Genomic DNA, 23,838 nt, shown 5'->3' with positions numbered 1-23,838 from the left:
AGACACGAACCAGCAGGCGACCCCGGGAAGCAGCGGGGCGCTCAGGGCGTTTGCCCAGGAGGAGGCGGCAATGACAGACACCACGAGCGGCTCCCGAGCCGGCCGGAGCGGAGCGGCCAAGGGCAAGGCCGACGCCAAGGCCAAGCCGGGCGTCGGGCTGACGGTCGAGCGCATCTTCACCACCCCGGGCGTGCACCCCTACGACGGCGTGACCTGGGAGCGTCGTGACGTCGTCATGACCAACTGGCGCGACGGCTCGATCAACTTCGAGCAGCGCGGCGTCGAGTTCCCCGACTTCTGGTCGGTGAACGCGGTCAACATCGTCACCAGCAAGTACTTCCGCGGCGCGGTCGGCACCCCGCAGCGCGAGTGGAGCCTGAAGCAGATCATCGACCGCGTGGTGAAGACCTACCGCGCCGCCGGTGAGCAGAACGGTTACTTCGCCACCGCCGCCGACGCCGAGGTGTTCGAGCACGAGCTGACCTACGCCCTCCTCCACCAGGTCTTCTCGTTCAACTCGCCGGTCTGGTTCAACGTCGGCACCTCCCAGCCCCAGCAGGTCAGCGCCTGCTTCATCCTGGCCGTCGACGACTCCATGGAGTCGATCCTCGACTGGTACAAGGAAGAGGGCATGATCTTCAAGGGCGGCTCCGGCGCCGGCCTGAACCTCTCCCGCATCCGCTCCTCCAAGGAACTGCTCTCCTCCGGCGGCAACGCCTCCGGCCCGGTCTCCTTCATGCGCGGCGCCGACGCCTCCGCCGGCACCATCAAGTCCGGTGGCGCCACCCGCCGCGCCGCCAAGATGGTCGTGCTCGACGTGGACCACCCGGACGTCGAGGCCTTCATCGAGACCAAGGTCAAGGAGGAGGAGAAGATCCGCGCCCTGCGCGACGCGGGCTTCGACATGGACCTGGGCGGCGACGACATCACGTCGGTGCAGTACCAGAACGCCAACAACTCCGTGCGCGTCTCGGACGAGTTCATGCAGGCCGTGGAGAAGGGCGAGCAGTTCGGTCTGCGCGCCCGCATGAGCGGCGAGGTCATCGAGACCGTCGACGCCAAGGGCCTGTTCCGCAAGATGGCCGAGGCCGCGTGGGCCTGCGCCGACCCGGGCATCCAGTACGACTCGACGATCAACCACTGGCACACCTGCCCCGAGTCCGGCCGCATCAACGCGTCCAACCCCTGCTCGGAGTACATGCACCTGGACAACTCCAGCTGCAACCTCGCCTCGCTGAACCTGATGAAGTTCCTGCGCGACGACGACACCTTCGACGCGGTCACCTTCGCCAAGGTCGTCGAGCTGGTCATCACGGCGATGGACATCTCCATCTGCTTCGCCGACTTCCCGACCGAGAAGATCGGCGAGACCACCCGCGCCTTCCGCCAGCTGGGCATCGGCTACGCCAACCTCGGCGCCCTGCTGATGGCCACCGGCCACGCCTACGACTCCGAGGGCGGCCGCGCGCTCGCCGGCGCCATCAGCTCGCTGATGACCGGTACCGCCTACAAGCGCTCCGCCGAGCTGGCCGGCATCGTCGGCCCGTACGACGGCTACGCCCGCAACGCCGAGCCGCACCAGCGCGTCATGCGCCAGCACGCCGAGGCCAACGACGTCGCCCAGCGCATGGACGACCTGGACACCCCGGTGTGGGCCGCGGCCACCGAGGCATGGCAGGACGTCGTCCGCATCGGCGCGAAGAACGGTTTCCGCAACGCCCAGGCCTCCGTGCTGGCCCCGACCGGCACCATCGGCCTGATGATGGACTGCGACACCACCGGCGTCGAGCCCGACCTGGCCCTGGTCAAGTTCAAGAAGCTGGTCGGCGGCGGCTCGATGCAGATCGTCAACGGCACCGTCCCGCGGGCGCTGAACCGCCTGGGCTACCAGGACGAGCAGGTCGAGGCGATCGTGGCCTTCATCGGCGAGCACGGCAACGTGGTCGACGCCCCGGGCCTCAGGCCCGAGCACTACGAGGTCTTCGACTGCGCCATGGGCGAGCGCTCCATCTCCCCGATGGGCCACGTCCGCATGATGTCCGCGATCCAGCCCTGGATCTCCGGCGCCATCTCCAAGACCGTCAACATGCCGGAGAGCGCGAGCATCGAGGAGGTCGAGGAGATCTACTTCGAGGCCTGGAAGCTCGGCGTCAAGGCGCTCGCGATCTACCGCGACAACTGCAAGGTCGGCCAGCCGCTCTCGGCCAAGAAGAAGGCCTCGACGGAGAGCAAGGCCGTGGAGCCCGCGTCCGCTTCGGCGCCGGCCCCGGTGACCGAGAAGGTCGTCGAGTACCGCCCGGTCCGCAAGCGCCTGCCCAAGGGCCGTCCTGGCATCACCACCTCCTTCACGGTGGGCGGCGCCGAGGGCTACATGACCGCCAACTCCTACCCGGACGACGGCCTCGGCGAGGTCTTCCTGAAGATGTCCAAGCAGGGTTCGACCCTCGCGGGCATGATGGACGCCTTCTCCATCGCCGTCTCGGTGGGCCTCCAGTACGGCGTGCCGCTGGAGACGTACGTCTCGAAGTTCACCAACATGCGCTTCGAGCCGGCCGGTCTGACCGACGACCCGGACGTGCGGATGGCGCAGTCGATCGTCGACTACATCTTCCGCCGCCTGGCTCTGGACTTCCTGCCCTTCGAGACCCGCTCCGCGCTCGGCATCCACTCCGTCGAGGAGCGCCAGCGTCACCTGGAGACCGGCTCCTACGAGCCGACCGACGAGGAGGACGTCGACGTCGAGGGCCTGGCCCAGTCCGCTCCGCGTGCCTCGGCTCCCGTGGTCATCCAGACCACCCCTGCCGTGTCGGCCCCGGCCCCGCACAACACCGCGGAACTGCTGGAGATCCAGCAGGGCGTCAACTCCGACGCCCCGCTCTGCTTCTCCTGCGGCACCAAGATGCGCCGCGCCGGCAGCTGCTACGTCTGCGAGGGCTGCGGCTCGACCAGCGGCTGCAGCTGAAACCGGGCGGTCCCACCGCATCCGCCGCAACGTGCGCGGCGGGCGGGTGAGGTAGGCCGTGCCTGATCAGAGGGGCGTCAGCTTTGCGCTGACGCCCCTCGCTTGTGAGCCGTCCGGTCACGGTGACATGATCAAGGCCATGTTGAAGCGAATCGAGCTTTCCCGCACCTGGTGAGCGTGGTTGGCGGGCATGGGCTGCCCGAGCCACGGACGAGCCTTTTCGATCACGCGATGCGGCTGCATCAGAAGGCTCCCGACAAGCCCCTCCCTCGTGACGGCTCCCCCTACCCGGACGACGGGCTCCACCGTTGTCAGCCTCGGCCGAAACCGCCGAAGAACCCCCGTGCCCGCGGCACTGCCGTCGCCCGCATACTGAGCAGGCACTTCGCTCAACCATCGAGCCAACCCTCTGCCTTGGCCGACGCCTTTCACGACGTCTATGTGCCGGTGCACCCGAACGACGAGATCACCCGGGCGGCGCTCGGGGCCGCCGACGATCGTGTCCGACAGACCGGGAGATGGCTGGTCCGCCATGGGACCGACCGATGTTCGGTCACTGTGGGTCTGGCGTTGACAGCCGCTGTGGGCACGGCGGACGACATTCCGCTGATTCAGACGATCGGGCTTCTCTCGGACCGGTTCGGTCCGTTGGCGTCGCATGCCCTCGAGCGGCTGCCAGGTCGACCTGAATCCCTGCTCTGGCTGGCAGACCGGGTCACCGGCTGGGGCAGGGTCTATGTCGTCGAGGCGATCTGTCGCCTCGACGATCCAAGAGCCCGTCCCTGGTTGCTGCGGAAGGCAGTCGACGGTGACTACCTCAATGGCTACTTCGCGGCCGAAGCGGCCACGGTTGCCCGCCTGCATGAGGCGCTTGCGGAATCCGAGTGCGACAGCGAACTGGTCGACCACTCGGGCCGGCTGCTGCATGTGATGACGTACTGCGGGGGCATGGGAGAGACACTTCATCACTACCCCCATTCCGCGGCGGTCTTGGAAGCCCACGCCCGGCATCTCGGTCGCCTCGCCCCGACTGTCGCGCGCTTCTTCAACGTGGCCGTGCTGGCCCAGCACCTCACCACCGAGCCGCCGGAGAAGGTGGGCTGCACGGAGGCGCAACGGGACGCGGTTCTTGCCGCGTACCTCGCACTCCTTGATCGTGAGGACTGGTGCGAACTCGCCCGCACCGGGCTCGCCGCGAAGGACAGCCGGCTGCAATGGCTTGCGGGCTCGGGGGCGGCTCAGATCCGCGCCCGCCTGCGGGCGTTCGCGGCCCCCGACGCGGCTGCCCAGGAACAGCGCACGACGGGGTGACTGAAAGCGGCGGTGAAGTCGGTCACGGCTGCACCGCCGCCGTCAGCGTCCAGAAGCTCGACGACCGGGCGACTTCGGTCGACCCACGATCATGAAGAAGGTTGGTACCCATGTCTTCGACTGACACCGGCACGGCTCAGGACGTCCCCGGCCCGGTGACGGCGGACGATCTCGCGCTCGGGGTCGGGCTCGCGGTGGCGCTGCTGCGGCAGCCTGCCGCGCTCGCTGCCGACTGGAGCAGGGCTGCGGGATCGCTCAGCTGGGACTGCTGGGAGACTGCGGAGCACCTGGCCGACGACCTGTTCGCGTATGCCGCGGAGCTCGGCTCGTCGGCGCCGACCGGCGAGGAGCCGTCGCCGGTGCCGTTCGTCGTGGTGCGGTCGGCCCCGGGCAAGCCCGCGAGCACGGTCTTCGTCCAGCGGGAGTCGGGGCCGGCGGGGCTGGCCCGGGCGCTGGAGGCGTGCGGGGCGCTGCTGGTCGCCATGGTGCGGACGGCGGCTCCCGAGGTCCGGGCGTTTCATGTCTTCGGCGCCGCCGATGCCGCCGGTTCGGCGGCCATGGGGCTGGTCGAGACCCTGGTGCACGCCGATGACATCGCCCGGGGGCTGGGGTTGGAGTGGGAGCCGCCTGGGGGCCTGTGCGAGCGGGTGCTGCATCGGCTCTTCCCCGATGTGCCGGGCGGCTTCGACCCGTGGGAGACGCTGCTGTGGGCCACGGGACGCGGTGAGCTGCCGGGCCTTGCCCGGCGCGAGCGGTGGCGCTGGGACAGCTCGGTGCGGTGAGACGGCGAGGCTCCTCGGCGCGGCCTGGGTTACGGTGGCCGGTATGGCGCGGCCGAGGCGAATTGTCCTGCTCCGACACGGCGAGTCGGAGGGGAACGCGGACGAGACGATCTACCAGCGTGTCCCGGATCATGCCCTCACTCTCACCGCACGCGGGCGTGAGCAGTCCCGTGCGGCCGGTGTCGAGCTGCGCGAGTTGTTCGGTGGGGAGCGGGTCCAGGTCTACGTCTCCCCCTACACCCGGACCTGGCAGACGCTGGAGTTGCTCGGCCTTGAGGCGGCCCGAATACGGGTGATGGAGGAGCCGCGGCTGCGTGAGCAGGACTGGGGGAACCTCCAGGACGTCGAGGACATCCGCCGGCAGCGCAAGCTGCGGGACGAGTACGGCCACTTCTACTATCGGTTCACCCAGGGGGAGTCCGGCGCTGACGCCTACGACCGCGTCGGTGCCTTCTTCGAGACCCTGCACCGCAATTTCCAGCGGGCCGACTACCCACCGAACGTGCTCCTGGTCTGCCACGGCCTGCTGATGCGCCTGTTCTGCATGCGGTGGTTCCACTGGAGCGTCGACGAGTTCGAGGCGCTCTCGAACCCGGACAACGGGGCGATGAGGACCCTCAACCTCGGTCCGGACGGGCGCTATACGCTTGATCGTCCGTTCGACAGCTGGAGCTGACCTCTGGGTCCGCCCGGGCAAGGAGCCACACCGTGTTCGTCGCCACCCTCTCCTACACCGCGCCGATCGAGCAGGTGGACGCGCTCCTGCTGGAGCACCGGGCCTGGTTGGACGACCAGTACGCCAAGGGCGTCCTGCTCGCCTCCGGCGCGAAGGTGCCGCGGACGGGCGGGGTGGTCTTGGCGGGCGGCCTGGACCGGGCCGCCCTGGACCAGGTGCTCGCGGAGGACCCGTTCGCCAAGGGTGGGGTCGCCCGGTACGACGTGGTCGAGTTCACCGCGACCAAGACGGCGGAGTGCCTGGCCGACTACCGCGAGCAGCCGGCTTCCTGAAGCGCGGCGCGGAGCCGGTCGAGCAGCGCCCGGTCGGCGTCGACCAGCGGTAGCCGGACCGGGCCGGCGGGCAGGCCGGCGTCATTGAGCAAGGCCTTGGCGGTCACGGTGCCCGGTGCCTCGTCCATCATCGCCCGCACGAGGGGGAGCAGCCGCTGGTGCAGGAGCAGTGCCTCGGCGTTGGCCCCTCGCGCATGGGCGTCGAGCACGCCCCGGGTCGTCGTCGGGACGACGTTGGCGACGGTGCTGACCACGCCGACGGCTCCGATGGCGAGCAGCGGCAGGTTCAGTTCGTCCGCGCCGCAGTAGTAGTGCAGGCCCGTCTCGGCGATGACGCGCGCCGCCCCGGCGAGGTCGTAGCTGACGTCCTTGACGCCCACGATGCGGGGGTGCTCGGCCAGCGCGTGCAGGGTCTCGGCCGAGAGCCGGGTTCCGGTGCGGTGCGGGATGTCGTAGAGCATCACCGGCAGTGAGACCGCGTCTGCGACGGCGCGCAGGTGACGCCGCACGCCCTCCTGCTGGGGGCGGCTGTAGTACGGCGTCACCACCAGCAACCCGTCCGCGCCCGCACGCTCCGCCGCCTGGGCGACTCGAGTGGTGTGGGCGGTGTCGCTGCTGCCCGCCCCGGCGACGACCCTGGCCCGTCCGCCGACGGCCTCGACGACGGCCCGGACGAGGCGCTCCTTCTCGGCGTCGCTGGTCGTCGGGGACTCGCCGGTGGTGCCGCTGAGTACCAGACCGTCGCAGCCGGAATCGACCAGGTGGACCGCGAGCTTCTGAGCTCCGTCGGCGTCGAGGGAACCGTCGGGCCGGAACGGGGTGATCATGGCGGCCAGGCAGCGGCCCAAGGGGAGATCGCCCCCGGCATGGGTGTCGTTCATGCACTCCAGCCTGGGCGGCGATCGCCGTGAAGCACTAGCGATGATTGCTGTACTGGACTGTTCACGCCTGCTAACGGATGTGCCTCGGTGTGCCCCAGCGCCCCCTGCTGGTGTGCCCTGGTGGCCGGTGCCCTCAGGCTGCTGTGGCGTGCGGCGGATCCGAGGAGGCCGACGGTTCGCCAGGAGGTGCGGGGGGCGCCGAGGCACCCAGCCGCTGGGGAGGCCTCATGACGAACAGCGCCATCAGCAGCGCGATGCCCGTGAACACCAAGGCCATCTGGAACGCCGTGGTCATCCCGTGCACGAAGACCTGGTTCGGATCGTGGGCAGGCAGGAGCGCCTTGGCCTCGTTGCGTTGTGCGGTGGCGAAGACCGTCACCAGGATGGCCAGGCCGAGAGAGCCGCCGACTTGCTGGGTGGTGTTGAGAAGCCCCGTCGCGGAGCCCGTCTCGTGCGGTGCGACTCCGGATACGGCGGTCAGCATCACCGGGACGAAGATGAAGCCCATGCCGAGCCCGAAGATCACCGTCGGGCCGAAGACGCCTCCGATGTAGCTGCTGTGCACGTCCAGTTGGGTGATCCAGTAGGCCCCCGCATTGACGAGGATCGTTCCGACGATCATGAATGGTCTGGCTCCGAACCGCGTCTGGAACCGTGCGGAGATCTGGGCGGCCAGGATGATGGCCAGGCTCATCGGCAGGAACCCGAGGCCGGCCCGGATGGGACTGAATCCCAGGACGTCCTGGATGAACTGGGTCATGAAGAAGAAGATCCCGAACATCGCGGCGGCCAGGCAGAGCATCAACACGTAGGCGCCGGAGCGGTTCCGGTTGCGGAACATGTGCAGCGGGGTGATCGGTTGCTCCGTCCGCGACTCGATCAGCAGGAAGGAGATCAGCAGGACGACGGCAGCGGCGAACGAGGCCAGTGTCCAGATCTCGGTCCACCCCTTGTCCGCGGCGCGGATGAAGCCGTAGACGAGGCTGACCATGCCGAGCGTCGAGGTCAGTGCGCCTGGGAGGTCGAAGCGTCCGGGGTGGCGCTCGGAGTCGTTGATGTAGAGCGGCGCCAGTGAGGCCAGAGCCAGGCCGATCGGCACGTTGACGAACAGGACCCAGCGCCAGGAGAGCCAGGACGTGAGCATGCCGCCGAGCAGAAGCCCGATCGCGCCGCCTGCGCCTGCCACGGCCGAGTAGACGCCGAAGGCGCGGTTGCGCTCGGGGCCTTCCTTGAAGTTGGTGGCGATCAGTGCGAAGGCGGTCGGGGAGGCGATGGCGCCGCCGATCCCCTGGAGCGCCCGCGCGGCCAGCAGCATCCAGGACGCGGTGGCCAGCCCGCCGAGCAGGGAGGCGCAGCTGAATATCAGCACGCCGGTGATCAGCGTCGGTCTGCGGCCCAGGATGTCGCCGATGCGTCCGCCGAGCAGGAGCAGGCCGCCGAAGGTCAGGGTGTAGGCGTTGAGCACCCACGACAGGCTGGTCGGAGTGAAGTGCAGAGCTGTCGAGATGTGCGGTAGCGCGATGTTGACGATGGTGATGTCCAGCACGACCATCAGCTGCGTGGTCGCGATGACCGCCAGGGAGATCCCCGGGTGCTGGCCACGCCTGGCCTGGGCCGGAACGTTGCGGGTGAGGGTCTTCGAAGTGGCCACGGGTCCCCCTGGGATGTGCGCCACGGTGGCTGGGAAAAGGAAGGGGTTGGAATGAACGGAGGCGTTCACTAGGCTCGACACTAGACCCGGACAAATCGGGACACAACCCTCTGCCGAGCACGCCGTCCGGTCAGGTGGCGCCATGTTCGGGGGTGATCAGGCAATGCGCAGGACGACCTACCCCGTCGTGCTTCGACGCCGTGGCCCGGCACTGGAACGGGCGATCTTCGAGGCGACGCTCGAGCAGTTGATCGTCACCGGCTACGCGCGGTTCAGCATGGAGGCCGTGGCTGCCGCCGCGCAGACCGGCAAGGCGTCCCTGTATCGGCGTTGGGGCAGCAAGGAGCAGCTCGTGCTCGACGCGCTGAGCGCCAGCCTGCCGCCCGCCATGGAACCGCCCGACAACGGAAGCCTGCGCGCCGACCTTCTCGCCGTCATCGGGGCCCTGCGCGCGGCGATGACCTCCCGCACCGGCTGCGCCGCCAGAGCCGTGATCAGCGAACTCGACCACGAGCGGGCTGCCGCCTTCATCGGCCTGGTGCATCAGCAGATCCTCGACCCGGCGCACCTGGTGCTGCTGCAGGTGGTCAAGGCGGCGGCGGAGCGCGGCGAGGCGAACCTGGAGGCCGCGACGCCCACGGTGCTGGACGTCGTGCCCGCGATGATGATGTACCGGCACAAGACCCAGCAGGGCCGATTCACTGAGGAGGATGCGCAGGCCCTGGTCGACCAGGTGCTGCTTCCGGCTCTCCTGCGTCCCTCGCCCAGGGAAGCAGGCTGATCGGAGTCTGGTCGCCGCTGCCGGGCCCGACCGCTGTGTGCCTGAGCCCGATCGGGGGGGCGTTCGGGCCTCACCAGGGCCGTTAGGCTGAGGGTATGGCCGTCGATCCGCCCTCCCATTCCGTCGAGCGCTCCTTGCGCCGCACCGGCGCCCGGTTGGTGGCCGGCGTCGACGAGGTGGGGCGCGGGGCGTGGGCCGGGCCGGTCACCGTCTGCGCCGCGATCACCGGCCTGCGCAAGCCGCCCGCCGGGCTCACCGACTCGAAGCTGCTCACCCAGCGGCGGCGGGAGGAGCTCGAGCCGGTCCTCGCCGGCTGGGTGCACGCCTTCGCTCTCGGGCACGCCAGCCCGCGTGAGTGCGACGAGCTCGGGATGACCGCCGCGCTGAGGCTCGCGGCGGTGCGCGCCCTGGAGGCGCTGCCGGAGCAGCCCGACGCGGTCATCCTCGACGGCAAGCACGACTATCTGGGCGGCCCCTGGCGGGTCCGGACCGTGATCAAGGGCGATCAGTCCTGCGTCGCCGTCGCTGCCGCCTCGGTGATCGCCAAGGTGCGCCGCGACGCCATGATGGCGGATCTGGGAGAGCGCTACCCCGACTTCGCCTTCGCCGACAACGCCGGTTACCCCTCGCCGGTGCACCGCGCCGCGTTGGAGCGACTGGGGCCCACCGACCAGCACCGCCTCTCCTGGGCCTATCTGGACGACCTGCCGGAGTGGCGGCACCTGCGCGTCCACCGCGAGCCGGTCGATGCGGGCGAACAGCTGTCACTGGGCTTCTGACGGCGCGTCGCCGAGCGGTGGCGACGGTTCCGGTATCCGGCTCCGATGTCCGGGAGGCGACCACTGACGGGCCTTCAGGAAGCCGCCCGATGCATGTTCGGCCATCGTCCTGCGCAACGGGTGGTCCCCCCTATCGGCTGCTCACAGGCAACGAGTAAGCTCTGGGGCGCTGTCCGGCGCCGTCGAGTGCGTCGCCAGAAATCGTGCCGAGGAGCTGGAGATCCACAAGACCGACTCGGGCCAGGGCGTTCCATCCACCGACGAGACGGACCCGGTAGCCCGCACCGCCGCGACCACAGTCCCTTCCCCGACCAGCGTGGCCGCCACGCCGCGACCCGGGCCCCGGCCCGGACCGCCCGCCCGGCGACCCGTCCCCGGCCCTCCGGCCGGACCCACGCGCACGGCCAAGCCGGGCGCTCAGGCCCGCAGGGGCGCCGACTCGCTGCCCACGCTGCCCGAACTGCAACTGCTCCCGGCCACGCCGGAAGCCGCGCTCGACCGGGCGGACGAGGCAGTCGACCTGCTGCTCGACGCGGGGCGGGCGCCGGGACAGATCCTGGTGCTCACCACCGCCGAGTCGCACCCCTGGCAGCAGCATGAACAGACCTTCGGGGCTGAGCGCTACTGGGCCCAGCTCGAGGCGGCGGACGACGTGTTCTACGCCGACGCCGCGGACTGCCGACCGGTGCGGCGTGAGGTCGTCGTGCTTGCTGTGAACGGTGGCGACACCGGCGCCGTTCAGGACGCGCTCGCGGTGGCGCTGGCCCGTGCCGGCTCCCTGCTGATCGTCTGCGGCGAGACCCCGCTGCCCGCACAGCGGTAGACGATCGACCGAGGGCGCCCGCGTGGACGCGCCCGACGGGGGCCGGGGTCGGGAGGCACTACGCGAGGCCGTGCTCCCCGACCGGCGGGTCCGGGCCTGGTCGGCTCGGGCCCGGTCGGTTCAAGCCCGGCGGGTCCAGGTGTGACTGGTCCGGGCGCGGCCGACTCGGACCTGGCGCGATGAGCTCAGTGCGCTGCCATCTGCGCCACCGGCGCCGCAGGCAGCAAGGCGGGCCGTGGCCGGCTCTCCGCAGCGGCGGTCAAGGCCGGGAGGTGTTCTCTGCTGGGCAGTTCGCGGACCGTGCTCACCGTCCGCCGGGCCCAGGAACCGGCCTGGGGGCTGCGGCCGTGACGGCTCTCGCCCAGAACCTGCCAGCCGTCCTCGGTCAGGGTGATGTAGGCACCGCAACGCAGACCGTGCAGAACCGACGCGTCCCGCAGCGCCCACATCCAGGCGCCGTCGAGGTCGGTCCAGTCGGCCGGGGTGTCGCGGCACTGCAGGACGACCGCGCTGTGCATCGGAGAACGCCGACGCAGACCGTGCGGCACGACGTGTCGCAGGTGTGCGAGGAGGACGTTTCGCAGGTGCCACCCGTCGGTGATCCGCTCGGGGACCACGAACGAGGCACCGGCCGCGACGCGTCCGTCGGCGGTGAGCACGCCGAGGACGGTGACTCCGGGATGGGGGAGGTGGATCCGGTGCAGCTCTCCCACTACCGATCGAGGGTCGAGTAGCGTCGGGAGCCCGCCGTCGGTCCAGGCAGCCAGGTCGACGGAGCGCCCTGGAGTCGAGGCGTGCGGCTCCCTGGACAACTCGAGGGGATGGCCGATGCTCAAGATCCTCCTTCCCCGTGCCCGTTTTGGGCACCTCGCACACCAGCCATGGACGGACCGTCTGGCCGGGATACCTGCCAATTCTCACCGGCTCCGAGCAGACCGGCAACGGTGATCCCGCCGGAAGTGTCCCTGCTTCTGGTGATCCGACAGATAAGTCCCATCGGCGTGCCGTCCCCTCTCCACCGTTCGGCTCTCGGCCGTTCGGCTGTGCCCGCCCTCCGTCGGGCGTCGGCACGGGTCAGGAGGACTGTGCGAGAACCAGCGGGAGGACCCCCGACGCCCCGGCCCTGCGCAGCAGGCGGGCGGCGACGGCCAGGGTCCAGCCGCTGTCGGAGTAGTCGTCGACCAGCAGCAGCGGTCCGCTGCCCGGCCCCGCCCCGTCGCCACCCGCAGCCAGGGCGGATGCCAACTCGGGTGACAGGGCGAAGGCGTCGTGGAGTTGCTGGAGACGTTGGGCGCTGTTGCCGCGCCCGCCCCGGCGCGGATCGGCCCCGGGGGCGTACTCGATCTGGCCGAGCAGCGGCAGCCTGCCGATTCGGGCGATCCCGGCGGACAGACTACCGATCAGTTCGGGCCTGGTCCGTGAGGCGATGGACACGACGGCTGAGGGGCGCTGCTCCCAGGCGGAGGGACCTCGGGACCAATCCGCCAGAAGGGTGACGACGCCGTCCAGAACCTGTGGCGGGACGGGGGCGTCGGGTGTCTCCGGCGACAGCAGGGCACGCAGCCGGGTGCCCCAGCCGATGTCGGACAGGCGTCCCAACGCCCGGCCGGGGGCGGCCTGTTCGCCCGCCGGAATCCGGCCCTTGAGCTGGACGCCGACCGCCGGCATGCCCGTGGGCCACATGCGCCGAGGCTCGATCTCCAGGCCCGGACGGCCGAGCGCGGCCCGCGCGGCGGCCAGGGTGTCGGCCGAGACCTCCGTGGATCGGTGCCTGCCGGTGCAGTTGTCGCACCGACCGCAGGGCGCCGCCTCCGGGTCGTCCAGTTGGCGACGGAGGAACTCCATCCGGCACGAGCCGGCGGCCGCGTAGTCGAGCATCGCCTGTTGCTCGGCCGCCCGGGTCTCGTTGACCCGGGCGTATCGCGCCGCGTCGTAGGCCCAGGGCTGCCCCGTGGTCACCCAGCCGCCGCGCACGCGACGCACCGCGCCGTCGACGTCCAGGACCTTGAGCATGGTCTCGAGCCTGGTGCGCCGCAGATCGACCCGTGCCTCCAGGGCCGGGGTGGAGAGCGGCAGCGGCTCCCCTGCGGGGGAGGTGTGCGCGGCCAGAGCCTCCAGCGTCGTTCGGACCTGCTCCTCCCGAGGGAAGGCGAGGGAGGCGAAGTAACGCCAGATGGCGGCGTCCTCGGCTCCGGGGAGCAGCAGCACCTCCGCGTGCTTGATACCGCGCCCGGCCCGGCCGACCTGCTGGTAGTAGGCGATCGGGGAGTTGGGCGACCCCAGGTGGACCACGAAACCCAGATCCGGTTTGTCGAACCCCATGCCCAGGGCGGAGGTGGCGACCAGCGCCTTGACCCGGTTGTCGAGCAGGTCCGCCTCGGCGGCCTGCCGCTCGGCGTCCTCGGTGCGGCCCGAGTACGAGGCGACCTGGTGGCCTCGCTGGCGCAGGAACGACGTCACCTCCTCGGCAGCCGCCACCGTCAGGGTGTAGATGATGCCGGAACCGGGGAGCTCGTCCAGCCGGTCGGCGAGCCAGGCGAGGCGGTGTGCCGGGTCGCCCAGGGGGAGGACTGCGAGGCTGAGGCTCTCCCGGTCCAGCGGGCCGCGCAGGACCAGGGCCTCTTCCCGGGCGCCGGACTCCGCGGCGGGGCCGGCGAGGGTGCCGAGCTGTTCGGCGACGTCGGCGGTGACCCTCGCGTTGGCCGTGGCCGTCGTGGCCAGGACCGGGACACCGGCCGGAAGGTCCGCCAGCATGGTGCGCAACCGGCGGTAGTCGGGGCGGAAATCGTGGCCCCAGTCGGAGATGCAGTGTGCCTCGTCCACCACCAGGAGACCCGTGGCGGCGGCGAGCCGGGGCAGTACCTCGTCCCGGAACTCCGGATTGTTCAGCCGCTCCGGGCTGACCAGAAGGACGTCGACCTCTCCGCCGGCGATCTCGGCGTGGACCGACTCCCACTCCTCGGTGTTCGAGGAGTTGATGGTGCGCGCCGTGATCCCCGCCCGGGCGGCGGACTCGACCTGGTTGCGCATCAGGGCGAGCAGCGGCGACACGATGACCGTCGGCCCCGCGCCCGCGGCCCGCAGCAGGGCCGTGGCGACGAAGTAGACGGCGGACTTGCCCCAACCGGTGCGCTGCACGACCAGGGCTCGGCGCCGGTCGACGACGAGCGCCTCGATCGCGCGCCACTGGTCCTCGCGCAGTCGGGCGTCGCCGCCGGCCAACGAGCGCAGCACCGCGTCGGCCTGCGCCCGCACGGCGGTGCGGTCCTGGAGCTGGGTGTCATCCATGCGGTCATTGATAGTCGGCCGCGCCGACAAAGGCGAACCCGTGACGTCAAATCTGTGGAGAAACGATTCGGCCGCTCGCGGCCCACTCGATCGGGTGGCGGGGTTTTCCACACCTCCGGGTTGTCCACAGATTTCCGTCCGACTGGTGCGCGATCTCGCGCTCCTCGCCACGCTCGCCCCATGAACGAGCACAACAGCCCGCCGCCCCCGGCGTCCCCGCAGCCCTCCTCCAACGAACCGGTCCCGGCGTTCTCCGCCTTCGAGCGGCCCGTGGTCCGGATGAAAAGCCCGGCAGACATGGCCGACGCGCTGCCCTACCTGCTCGGCTTCTACCCGAGCGACAGCGTGGTGGCGCTCGGCCTGCAGGGGGCGAGGCGCCGACAGGGCGGCTCCGTCCGGGTCGACATCCCGGTACGGGCAGCCTGGCCCGCGGCGGCACAGGAAGTGGTCGGCTTCCTGCTGGCGCTGTCCGAGCAGCGGGATCGCCCTCCGGACGCGGTGATCCTCTACTTCTGCCAGGATCCGGAGCCCGGCGGCGACGCACGCGAGGTCGCGGAGCGGTTGCGCCCGCTCGCCGCACTGATGGCCGAGGGCTTCAGCGCGGCCGGTGTGCCCGTGCACGAGTCCCTGTGCGTGTCCGACGGGCGGTGGTTCTCCTACACCTGCGCTGACCCGTCCTGCTGTCCGGCGGAGGGCGCGCTGGTCCGGCCACCCGGCAGCACCTCGGCCGTTGCCGCAGCCGCGGCCTTCGCCGGGATCCAGGTCCGCGGCAGCCTGCGCGACCTCCACCGGGAGCTGGAGCCGGTGGCCCGGGAGGCGGCGGCGACGCTGGTGCACGCCTTCGAGCGGGAGATGCCCCTCGTGGCGGCCGAGCTCGAAAGGGAGGGAGGTCGGGAGCGGCTGCGCGAGGCGACGGCCGCGCTGGTCGACGCCGCGGTCCTGCGCTTCGGCCGGGGCGACATCGAATTGGACGACCATGACGCGGCGCGGATCATCCTCGGCCTGCAGGACAGGCTCGCCCGCGACCGGGCAGCTGAATGGCTTGATCCGCCCGACGTCGCGCATGCGGCCAGGCTCTGGCGGTACCTCGCCCGCCGCTGCGTCGGCCCGTTCGAGGCCCACGCCGCCGCGCCGCTCTCGCTGCTCGGCTGGACGGCCTGGGTGACGAGTGACACGGTCACGGCCCGCGTGGCGCTGGGGCGGGCGCTGGCCGTCGACCCGACTTACACCTTCGCGGGTCTCCTCTACGAAGCGATCAACTGCGGAGCGGTGCCGGACACGCTCTGTGCCACGCTTCGGGCCGAACGAGCGGCACGGACCCGCGGGGCCGCGCGCCGCAGACGCGGCAGGCTGCCGCGTTGCCTGGGCCGATCGAGCGATTAGGCCCCGCTGTTTATCGTCACTGAGACGACTATGATGCGGCGCATGTCGCGTTACGATCCGTCGGCCTTCCCCCCTTTCGCGGTCACCGTTGACCTGGTGGTCCTGACCGTGCGCGACCATGCCCTGTGCGCATTGATGGTCCGCCGGGGTGAACCGCCGTTCCAGGGCTTCTGGGCGCTGCCCGGCGGCTTCGTCCGGCCGGACGAAGGGCTCGTCGAGGCGGCCGCCCGCGAGTTGGCCGAGGAGACCGGCCTGCGTGCTCACGGGGCCCCCGGCCAGGGGCCCGGCGTTGGAGCCCACCTGGAGCAACTGGCCACCTACGGGGCTCCGCAGCGCGATCCGCGGCTCCGTGTGGTGAGCGTGGCCTACCTGGCCCTCGCACCGGACCTGCCCACCCCGAGGCCCGGCGGTGACGTCCGCAGCGCCCGCTGGGCACCGGTCGAGGAACTGCTCGGGGGCAAGGACGACGACGGGATGCTGCTCGCGTTCGACCACAGTGCGATCCTGTCGGACGGCGTGGAGCGGGCCCGGTCCAAGATCGAGTACTCGGCGCTGGCCACGGCCTTCTGTCCTGAGGAGTTCACCGTCGGGGAGCTGCGCCGGGTGTACGAGTCCGTCTGGGGCGTGCAACTGGATCCGCGCAACTTCCACCGGAAGGTCACGGGAACGCCGGGGTTCCTGCTTCCCGCGGGCGGCACGACGACCCGTCAGGGCGGCCGACCTGCACAGCTCTTCCGGGCCGGCGGGGCCACCGTGCTCAACCCGCCGATGCTGCGCCCCGAGAGCTGATCGGGGCGGAGTACGGATGCCTACGCGCCGTACGGGTCAATCCCACGCAAAGTAACTATGTCGGTCTATCGTGCTGGCGATGGGGGTGATCAGCGCGGAGGTGCCCGACCGTGGCTCAGACTGTCCAGACCGAGACCGACCAGGCCGTCGGGGATCAGCAGGTGCGGCAGGTCCATCACCCGTTCCAGGCGATCGGCCTGACCAAGGCGGGTAGGCGCGGTCGGACGCCGACGCTGCTCGACCTGTCCTTCGACGCACGCGCGGGCCAGGTCACGGTTCTGCTCGGCCCGGAGGGGTCGGGACGCACCACGGCCCTGCGGCTGGCCCTGGGCCTCGAACGCGGACAGGGGACAGCCCTGTTCCACGGGCGCCCCTACCGGCGGTTGCCGCGTCCGGAGCGTGAGGTCGGCGTCGTCCTCGGCGAGGGCGACCGGCCCGCCGGACACCCGGGGCGGCGGGCGCGGGCACACCTGCGCATGATGGCGGCGGCGGCCGGGGTGCCGGCCCGCCGAGCCGACCAACTGCTGGAGCAGACCCGCCTCGGACCTGCGGCCGAGCACAGGTTGCGCACCTACTCGCCGGGGATGAACCGGCGCCTGCAACTGGCACAGGCGCTGCTGGGAGATCCGCGCACTCTCCTGCTGGACGAGCCCACGGAGGGTCTGTCGCCCAAGAACGTCGAGTGGTTCCATGCCTTCCTGCGCGCTTTCGCGGCAGGCGGCGGGGCGGTCCTGGTGACCTTGCGCAGCCCGCAGCAGGCGGCGCAGCTCGCCGACCGGGTGGTCACCCTCGAGCTCGGCCGACTGCTGGCGGACCAGCCCGTGGAGGAGTTCCGCCACACCCGGCTGCGCGACGAGGTCAGCGTTCGCGGGCCGCAGGTGGCCCGTCTCGCGGACCTGCTTACCGCGGCGGGCGCCACGGTCCGGCACGAGGGCGGCAACGTGATCTCCGTCGAGGGACTGGCCAGGACCGAGATCGGCGAGCTGGCCTTCCGCCACGGCGTCCTGCTCCACGAGCTGGCCGATCGGGTGGTCGAACACGCCCCCGCCCCCGGGCCCAGGCCGCCCGAGCCGGCAGGCGCAACGCTCGCCAGGGCCACTGTCGCCCTCGGGCCGGGGGAGACGGTCACCACGCAGGTGATCGTCCCCACGCCACCTGCGCCCCTTGCCCATGTCCTGCCCGCGCGGCGCGACTCGACGGTCCTGCACCCGCTCTTCTTCGACGAGGACGACTGAGTGGGCGGCCGCCCGCGGTGCGGCGGCTCGTCAGGCACTGAGGGAGCCTGACGCCCCGACGGGTGCGGCCGGCGTCGCCGCAGCGAGGGGCGCCGGTGGCACCGACACTGCACCGGCGCCGGCACGGCACGGCACCGGCGGGCCCGCGTGGTCTCCCCGCCCCCGTCTCGCCGGAAGGCCGTGGTCGGCCCCCGGGCGCGGCGGTGGGCGATCCGGGCCGGGGCGGGCCGGAGCGCCACGAGATGACACCAGCCGCTGGGCCTCACCACAGCCCAGCAGTAGAACCACGACCGCGCGGGAGCGCGGGAACACGAGAGCGAGCGACCCGTGCACGCACTGACCTACGAGCGTCGGCGGCTGACCGGCGTGCGTTCCAGTTGGTTGGTTCCGGTCGTAGTGCTGGGCACCAGCGCCGCGGTGGCGATGCTGACGCTGCGCCAGGGGGCGGCGGCCGGGTCGCCGGCGGCCGACCCGCTCCGGGTGCTGACCGCAGGCCTGCCACTGCTCCCGCTGCCGATCGCCGCCTTGGGGGCCGGGGTGGTCGGGGCGCTGTCGGCCGGACACGAGTTCCGGCATCCCGCACCGCTCGCCCTGCTCCGCCCGCTGCGTCGACGCCTGGCACTGCTGCTGGCCAAGCTGGTCACGGTCGGCGTCTTCGGCGTGCTGCTCGGGGTGGGCACGCTGGTCGTGGACGCGGCGGTGCTCCACGTCGGCGATCACGCGGCGGCGGTCCGGTTGGAGACCGCGGCGCTGCACGGCCACGTGCCGGCCGCGCTGGGCGGCTACCTCGCCCTGGTCGTGGCGGGCGGCTGGATCGGGCTGCTCGGCGCCGTGCTGCTGCGCAGTGCTGCGGCGGGGATGCTCGTCCTGATCACCGTGCCGGTGCTCATCGAGCCGGTCGCCTCCGCTCTGCTCGGCAACGCGGCGCCTGGCGGCAGGACGGGCGCCCTGCGCTGGCACCGGCTGTTCCCGGTGGACGGCACCCACGCCTGGCTGTACGGCGCCCTGTCGGGGCTGCACAGCGGGACCACCGTCTCCGACGCCGGACTCGCGGTCGCGGTGGCGGCGCCCGTGGTGCTCTTGCTGCTCGTGTACCTGGTGCTGCTGCCGCGCCGCAGCGCGTTGTGAGGGCTGCGGGCATCCCGGGGCGGGGGCGCGAGCGCCGGTCGAAAGGCGTGGTCGCACGTCAGGGCCGGGGTGCGTAGGCGGTCGCGCGGGGGCGTGTCGAGGGGACTGTGGGAGCACGGACGGGCGCACCGGAGCGTCAGAGGGGCAATAACAGCCGATATGGCGTCAATTGTGTAGTGATGCGCGATCACCCTTTCGTGTGCTTTTCACGAAATTCCTCAAGGGCACGCGCGCCATCGCCGACAAAGGAGACGTGAGTACCGTTGCGCACCCCACGATGCCCCCCACCCAGATGATGTCCACTCAGCTGGACCGCTTTCCCGTCGGCGCCCCGCACAGCTCGGCCCCTGGTGTGTCCCACACCTCGAGCGGTGTTGCGCTGCACTGGGAGAGCACCGACCCCGAGCTGGGCCGCGTCGGCCGCCGCGCCGCCGGAAGTCGCGGACGCGGACTGCACGGACAGCTGGTCCAGCAGCTCGGACAAATGATCGTCTCCGGTGACCTCGGAGCCGATCGCCCGCTTGTGCCCGAGGAGATCGGGCAGCGGTTCGAGGTCTCCCGAACCGTCGTCCGTGAGTCCCTGCGCGTGCTGGAGGCCAAGGGCCTCGTCAGTGCCCGCCCCAATGTCGGCACCAGGGTCCGCCCGGTGGCGGACTGGAACCTGCTCGACCCGGACATCATCGAGTGGCGTGCCTTCGGGCCGCAGCGCGACGACCAGCGCCGTGAGCTGTTCGAGCTGCGCTGGGCCATCGAGCCGCTGGCCGCCCGGCTCGCCGCCGGACACGGCCGGGACGAGATCCGGCAGCGCATGCACGACATGACCGAGATCATGGGCCACGCCGCCGCCCAGGGTGACGCGCTCACCTACAGCCGGGCGGACGCCGAGTTCCACACGGTGCTGTTGGAGCTCGCCGGCAACAAGATGCTGGAGCACCTCGCCGGGATCGTGGCCTCGGCGCTCCAGGTCTCCGGCGGGCCGGTCATCGCCTGCGACCGGCCCTCGGAGCCCTCGGTCGGTCTGCACGTCCGGCTGGTCGACGCCCTGGCCACGGGCGACGGCACCGCTGCGGAGTCCGCCATGCGCGCCCTGCTCACGGTGCACCCGGACGTCGACCCGCTCGTCCCCGGTCCGCGCGAGCACTGATCCCACGATCGCGCGTCCTGACAGCGATCGGGACCGCTGAGGCAGCCCTGCCTCGCCACCCACTGCACAGGCCGCCGCCGTCATGAGCCGCCACCACGCCATGACTGCGGCGGCCTGCATCGTTCTCCGGCGCGCGACGTCCGAGCGTGCGACGTCCGAACGCCGGGCGCCCGCCGGACGCCCGGAGGGAGCCGCGCGCACGGGGCTCACCGGGTCGCCGGCGCTACCCGATTCAGGCGACACTCGGAATGAGCCCGGATCTGGCATCGTTGAACGGGGTACACCTCCGTTGGCAAGGGTCTCTCGAACTATGTGACCTGCGCCACGTAAGTAGGGCGTAACGCTTTGCCGTGCGGAGCGATGTGTACCAGGGCGGTGACAGATCCGAACTGATCCGCCAGCTCAACAGCATTTGCAGTTTCCAGAGGGCCGCCATGCGGCCGGCCTTCTGTCCACTCACGTCCGAGAGGTTGTTCGTGTCGGCCAGCACATCCCGTTCGCTCCCTCCCGAGATCTCCGAGTCCGCCGCTCTGATGGCGCTCATCGAGCGGGGTAAGGCTCAGGGGCAGATCGCCGGTGATGACGTGCGGCATGCCTTCGAGGTGGACCAGATCCCGGTCACCAAGTGGAAGAACGTCATGCGCAGCCTCAACCAGGTCCTCGATGAGGAGGGTGTGACGCTGATGGTGAGCGCTGCGGAGTCGTCCGCCCCCAAGCGCCCCCGAAAGAGCGTCGCGGCGAAGAGCACTGCCACGAAGACGACGGCCACCAAGCCCGTCGCTCCGCGCCCTGCGGCTGCCGCGAGCACGACCCGTACCGTTGCTCCGCGCGTTGCCGCCGCGGCGCCGGTGACCGCCTCGGTCACCGAGTCCGTGGCATCCGTCGAGGTCGAGGCGACCCTTGTGGCCGCCCCGTCCGAGGCGGCGAGGAAGGCCGTGGCCAAGAAGGCCGTGGTGAAGAAGGCCGCTCCGGCCGCCAAGAAGACCGTCGCCAAGAAGACCGCCGTCAAGGCAGCTCCTGGCAAGGCCAAGGCCGAGGGGGCCGAGGGCGAGGAGGAGCTGCTCGGCGACGAGGAGCTGCTCGAGGACGCCGCCGCTCCGGCCGCGCCCGAGGGCGAGCCTGCCGAGGGCGAGGAGGAGTCCGAGGGCTTCGTGCTCTCCGACGAGGACGAGGACGACGCCCCGGCGCAGCAGGTCGCCGTGGCCGGCGCCACCGCCGACCCGGTCAAGGACTACCTCAAGCAGATCGGTAAGGTCCCGCTGCTCAACGCGGAGCAGGAGGTCGAGCTCGCCAAGCGCATCGAGGCCGGTCTCTTCGCCGAGGACAAGCTGGCCTCCGAGGACAAGCTGGCGCCGCGCCTGCAGCGCGAGCTGGAGATCATCGCCGAGGACGGGCGCCGCGCCAAGAACCACCTGCTGGAGGCCAACCTCCGTCTGGTGGTCTCGCTGGCCAAGCGCTACACCGGTCGCGGCATGCTCTTCCTGGACCTGATCCAGGAGGGCAACCTCGGTCTGATCCGTGCGGTCGAGAAGTTCGACTACACCAAGGGCTACAAGTTCTCCACCTACGCGACCTGGTGGATCCGTCAGGCGATCACCCGCGCGATGGCCGACCAGGCCCGCACCATCCGTATCCCGGTGCACATGGTCGAGGTCATCAACAAGCTGGCCCGCGTCCAGCGCCAGATGCTCCAGGACCTCGGGCGCGAGCCCACTCCGGAGGAGCTGGCCAAGGAGCTGGACATGACGCCTGAGAAGGTCGTCGAGGTCCAGAAGTACGGCCGCGAGCCCATCTCCCTGCACACCCCGCTCGGCGAGGACGGCGACAGCGAGTTCGGTGACCTCATCGAGGACTCCGAGGCCGTGGTCCCGGCCGACGCGGTGAGCTTCACCCTGCTCCAGGAGCAGCTTCACTCGGTGCTGGACACCCTGAGCGAGCGCGAGGCCGGCGTGGTCTCCATGCGTTTCGGTCTGACCGACGGTCAGCCGAAGACGCTGGACGAGATCGGCAAGGTCTACGGGGTCACCCGTGAGCGCATCCGCCAGATCGAGTCCAAGACCATGTCGAAGCTGCGCCACCCGTCGCGTTCGCAGGTCCTGCGCGACTACCTCGACTGAGGCCGACTGCCTCGACTGACGGGACCGCTCAGGCCCCCGACAGGACAGAGAAGGCCCCCGCTCCGCCGTTCCGGCGGGCGGGGGCCTTTCCGCGTTTCCGGACAGCCCCGGGATCGCGGTTCTCGGGAAAGCGGTCCTGGGCTCGTTGGCTTGTCCGACCGAGCGGCGACCGAGCGGCGACCAGGCGGCGACCGCGCGGCGCGCCCGGCGCACCGTCATCTGGATGCGCCGCTCACGTGGACGCGCCGTCACGTGAGCGGCGTCACCCGGGGCACAGATGTGCCCGGGGTGGACTGTGCGCGGCGACTGGGCACACAGGGTGCTCGTCTCGCTACCCTGAGGCGCGACAGGAGTGCGGGTCGCGACGGAAGGATCAGGGTGGGAGCCAGGCTGACAACCCCCGGCAGGCGGACGGGCCCTGGGCGCAGGCGGACGATGATGGTGCTGTTCGCGGCCTTGCCGGCGGCGTTGGCGGTCCCGGCGACACCGGCGGCCGCGATCGTCGGCGGGGTGGCGGCGAGTACGTCCGACCACCCGTGGATGGTCGCGGTGGCGAGCCGGTCGGTGTACGGCGACTCGCGCTCCGGGCAGTTCTGCGGCGGCACGCTGGTGAGCCCGACCAAGGTCCTCACTGCCGCGCACTGTCTCTACGACGAGACGACGGGACAGCGCGTCGACCGGCCCGACCTCTCCGTGGTCCTCGGACGCACCGATCTCGCCGGGTCCGACGGCAGGGAGGTGCCGGTCGTCGACACCTGGGTGGATCCGAAGTACGACCTGTCCACCAATGAGTGGGATGTGGCGGTGCTCACGCTCGCCGAGCCGCAGGATCCGCGCAGTGTGCTGCCGATGGTCGGTCAGGGTGCTACCGCGCCCTACGCCGCGGGGACGGGCGCCACCGTCTTCGGCTGGGGGGATCTGCGCGGCAACGGGAGCTATCCGACCACGCTGCACGAGGTCCAGGTGCCGATGGTGGCCAACGCCACGTGTTCGGCCGACTACCACTCCGGTCCGTCGGGCACCTACGACTCGCACACGATGGTCTGCGCCGGGGAGCAGGCCCTGGGCGGCAGGGATGCCTGCCAGGGGGACAGCGGTGGACCGCTGGTCGTGGCCGGCCGCCTGGTCGGCATCGTGTCCTGGGGCGAAGGCTGCGCCGAACCGGGACACCCCGGCGTCTACGCCCGGCTCGCGGCGATGGTGGACGCGGTCCGCAGCCAGCTCTGACTGGGCGCCGGCCCCCCGCGGTCGTGCCGACGTGACGAAGGCCACAGTGGGTCAGATCGCCGGCGCACGGCGGCGGAGCCAGGGGCAGGAGAGAGAACGACGGTGGGCGGCGAACCCTTCGGTCCGCCGCCCACCGTCTCAGACAGCTCTGTTCTTCAGTTCAGCTCGTCGTCAAGCGAGGCGCTGAACCCGGGCTGCGCACTGGGCGTGCCCGCGTGACCGCACAGGGTCAGCGCTCGTCCGTGGACGCAGTCGCCGCGGTGGCCGTCAGGCGGCCGCTCTCGTCCTGTATCTCAGCGGCGATCTTCTTCAGCTCCGGCTCGAACTTTCGGCCGTGGTGAGCGCAGAAGAGCAGCTCTCCACCGGACACGAGCACGACGCGGAGGTAGGCCTGAGCGCCGCAACGGTCGCAGCGGTCGGCCGCGGTCAGCGGGGTCGCGGGGGTGAGAACGTTAGTAGTCACGTCGCCTCTTCTCTAGCTCGACGAGCTGTCTTACCAGGGTCAACATCCAACCAGGCCGGATTCGTTCCCGCTCGGTCTTTCTTTTT

At 71.1% G+C, this 23,838-nt stretch carries 20 protein-coding genes; 15 read left to right on the top strand and 5 right to left on the bottom strand.

The window, feature by feature from the left end:
- The first annotated feature begins 70 nt into the window (after positions 1-70).
- The 5 genes from TR50_RS04685 to TR50_RS04665 all read left to right on the top strand — a co-directional run bounded on the left by TR50_RS04685 (position 71) and on the right by TR50_RS04665 (position 6,063).
- Entirely contained in the window at positions 71-2,962 is a 2,892-nt protein-coding gene (locus tag TR50_RS04685) for a vitamin B12-dependent ribonucleotide reductase (protein WP_042414301.1), read from the top strand.
- Positions 2,963-3,376: 414 nt separating this feature from the next.
- Positions 3,377-4,273 carry a hypothetical protein gene (locus TR50_RS04680; RefSeq protein ID WP_236654260.1) on the top strand — a complete coding sequence of 299 codons (897 nt, stop codon included), beginning with the start codon at positions 3,377-3,379 and terminating at the stop codon, positions 4,271-4,273.
- A 110-nt stretch (positions 4,274-4,383) separates the two neighbouring features.
- Positions 4,384-5,055 carry a hypothetical protein gene (locus TR50_RS04675; protein ID WP_042414298.1) on the top strand — a complete coding sequence of 224 codons (672 nt, stop codon included), beginning with the start codon at positions 4,384-4,386 and terminating at the stop codon, positions 5,053-5,055.
- Between the two features lie 43 nt (positions 5,056-5,098).
- Complete coding sequence (locus TR50_RS04670; RefSeq protein ID WP_042414295.1) at positions 5,099-5,731, top strand: histidine phosphatase family protein; 633 nt, start codon at positions 5,099-5,101, stop codon at positions 5,729-5,731.
- A gap of 32 nt (positions 5,732-5,763) precedes the next feature.
- On the top strand, positions 5,764-6,063 hold the full coding sequence (locus tag TR50_RS04665) for a YciI family protein (protein WP_042414291.1): 300 nt from the start codon (positions 5,764-5,766) through the stop codon (positions 6,061-6,063).
- Here the strand turns inward: TR50_RS04665 and dapA are convergent.
- Positions 6,039-6,944, bottom strand: coding sequence for a 4-hydroxy-tetrahydrodipicolinate synthase (dapA, locus tag TR50_RS04660; protein ID WP_042414288.1), 906 nt, complete (start codon positions 6,942-6,944; stop codon positions 6,039-6,041). The two genes, TR50_RS04665 and dapA, sit on opposite strands and share 25 nt — an antisense overlap.
- 133 nt (positions 6,945-7,077) lie before the next feature.
- Positions 7,078-8,595: an MFS transporter gene (locus TR50_RS04655; RefSeq protein WP_042414286.1), complete on the bottom strand. Its 1,518-nt coding sequence runs from the start codon at positions 8,593-8,595 to the stop codon at positions 7,078-7,080.
- Between the two features lie 163 nt (positions 8,596-8,758).
- On the opposite strand from TR50_RS04655, the gene TR50_RS04650 reads away from it, so the two are divergent.
- The 3 genes from TR50_RS04650 (at position 8,759) to TR50_RS04640 (ending at position 10,978) form a co-directional block, all read left to right on the top strand.
- Complete coding sequence (locus tag TR50_RS04650) at positions 8,759-9,376, top strand: TetR/AcrR family transcriptional regulator (protein WP_052440711.1); 618 nt, start codon at positions 8,759-8,761, stop codon at positions 9,374-9,376.
- A gap of 95 nt (positions 9,377-9,471) precedes the next feature.
- Positions 9,472-10,155, top strand: coding sequence for a ribonuclease HII (gene rnhB / locus TR50_RS04645; RefSeq protein WP_042414281.1), 684 nt, complete (start codon positions 9,472-9,474; stop codon positions 10,153-10,155).
- Between the two features lie 316 nt (positions 10,156-10,471).
- Entirely contained in the window at positions 10,472-10,978 is a 507-nt protein-coding gene (locus TR50_RS04640) for a hypothetical protein (protein WP_152648240.1), read from the top strand.
- Between the two features lie 185 nt (positions 10,979-11,163).
- On the opposite strand, the gene TR50_RS04635 is transcribed toward TR50_RS04640, so the two are convergent.
- Both TR50_RS04635 and TR50_RS04630 read right to left on the bottom strand, forming a co-directional pair.
- Positions 11,164-11,691 (bottom strand): hypothetical protein, encoded by a 528-nt coding sequence (locus tag TR50_RS04635; RefSeq protein WP_052440709.1) that lies wholly within the window; start codon positions 11,689-11,691, stop codon positions 11,164-11,166.
- A gap of 361 nt (positions 11,692-12,052) precedes the next feature.
- Positions 12,053-14,266, bottom strand: coding sequence for a RecQ family ATP-dependent DNA helicase (locus TR50_RS04630; RefSeq protein ID WP_042414275.1), 2,214 nt, complete (start codon positions 14,264-14,266; stop codon positions 12,053-12,055).
- Positions 14,267-14,446: 180 nt separating this feature from the next.
- Here TR50_RS04630 and TR50_RS04625 point away from each other — a divergent pair, with 180 nt between their 5' ends.
- From TR50_RS04625 to TR50_RS04595, 7 genes are all read left to right on the top strand, one after another.
- Positions 14,447-15,649 carry a DUF4192 domain-containing protein gene (locus TR50_RS04625; RefSeq protein ID WP_052440707.1) on the top strand — a complete coding sequence of 401 codons (1,203 nt, stop codon included), beginning with the start codon at positions 14,447-14,449 and terminating at the stop codon, positions 15,647-15,649.
- A gap of 42 nt (positions 15,650-15,691) precedes the next feature.
- On the top strand, positions 15,692-16,438 hold the full coding sequence (locus TR50_RS04620) for an NUDIX hydrolase (RefSeq protein WP_042363883.1): 747 nt from the start codon (positions 15,692-15,694) through the stop codon (positions 16,436-16,438).
- A gap of 110 nt (positions 16,439-16,548) precedes the next feature.
- Entirely contained in the window at positions 16,549-17,673 is a 1,125-nt protein-coding gene (locus TR50_RS04615; protein ID WP_052440705.1) for an ATP-binding cassette domain-containing protein, read from the top strand.
- Between the two features lie 327 nt (positions 17,674-18,000).
- Positions 18,001-18,801: a hypothetical protein gene (locus TR50_RS04610; protein WP_042414272.1), complete on the top strand. Its 801-nt coding sequence runs from the start codon at positions 18,001-18,003 to the stop codon at positions 18,799-18,801.
- A 253-nt stretch (positions 18,802-19,054) separates the two neighbouring features.
- Positions 19,055-19,945: a FadR/GntR family transcriptional regulator gene (locus tag TR50_RS04605; RefSeq protein ID WP_439654196.1), complete on the top strand. Its 891-nt coding sequence runs from the start codon at positions 19,055-19,057 to the stop codon at positions 19,943-19,945.
- 470 nt (positions 19,946-20,415) lie between these two features.
- Entirely contained in the window at positions 20,416-22,062 is a 1,647-nt protein-coding gene (locus TR50_RS04600; protein ID WP_042414670.1) for an RNA polymerase sigma factor, read from the top strand.
- Positions 22,063-22,497: 435 nt separating this feature from the next.
- Entirely contained in the window at positions 22,498-23,289 is a 792-nt protein-coding gene (locus tag TR50_RS04595) for a S1 family peptidase (protein WP_042414267.1), read from the top strand.
- Between the two features lie 229 nt (positions 23,290-23,518).
- Here the strand turns inward: TR50_RS04595 and TR50_RS04590 are convergent, their stop codons facing one another.
- Positions 23,519-23,752: a DUF7455 domain-containing protein gene (locus TR50_RS04590; RefSeq protein WP_042414264.1), complete on the bottom strand. Its 234-nt coding sequence runs from the start codon at positions 23,750-23,752 to the stop codon at positions 23,519-23,521.
- Positions 23,753-23,838: the final 86 nt, after the last annotated feature.

The sequence above is a fragment of the Streptacidiphilus anmyonensis genome, from assembly GCF_000787855.1.
GTDB lineage: Bacteria > Actinomycetota > Actinomycetes > Streptomycetales > Streptomycetaceae > Streptacidiphilus > Streptacidiphilus anmyonensis.
Note: the sequence above shows the minus strand (reverse complement) of the source record. Positions and strands in the feature narration are given on the sequence as shown.

What these genes read in the sequence shown, in the direction of transcription:
- TR50_RS04685 (WP_042414301.1), top strand. Translation starts at nt 71, where the DNA reads ATGACAGACACCACGAGCGGCTCCCGAGCCGGCCGGAGCGGAGCGGCC.
- TR50_RS04675 (WP_042414298.1), top strand. Translation starts at nt 4,384, where the DNA reads ATGTCTTCGACTGACACCGGCACGGCTCAGGACGTCCCCGGCCCGGTG.
- TR50_RS04670 (WP_042414295.1), top strand. Translation starts at nt 5,099, where the DNA reads ATGGCGCGGCCGAGGCGAATTGTCCTGCTCCGACACGGCGAGTCGGAG.
- dapA (WP_042414288.1), bottom strand. Translation starts at nt 6,944, where the DNA reads ATGAACGACACCCATGCCGGGGGCGATCTCCCCTTGGGCCGCTGCCTG.
- TR50_RS04650 (WP_052440711.1), top strand. Translation starts at nt 8,759, where the DNA reads ATGCGCAGGACGACCTACCCCGTCGTGCTTCGACGCCGTGGCCCGGCA.
- rnhB (WP_042414281.1), top strand. Translation starts at nt 9,472, where the DNA reads ATGGCCGTCGATCCGCCCTCCCATTCCGTCGAGCGCTCCTTGCGCCGC.
- TR50_RS04630 (WP_042414275.1), bottom strand. Translation starts at nt 14,266, where the DNA reads ATGGATGACACCCAGCTCCAGGACCGCACCGCCGTGCGGGCGCAGGCC.
- TR50_RS04625 (WP_052440707.1), top strand. Translation starts at nt 14,447, where the DNA reads ATGAACGAGCACAACAGCCCGCCGCCCCCGGCGTCCCCGCAGCCCTCC.
- TR50_RS04620 (WP_042363883.1), top strand. Translation starts at nt 15,692, where the DNA reads ATGTCGCGTTACGATCCGTCGGCCTTCCCCCCTTTCGCGGTCACCGTT.
- TR50_RS04595 (WP_042414267.1), top strand. Translation starts at nt 22,498, where the DNA reads ATGATGGTGCTGTTCGCGGCCTTGCCGGCGGCGTTGGCGGTCCCGGCG.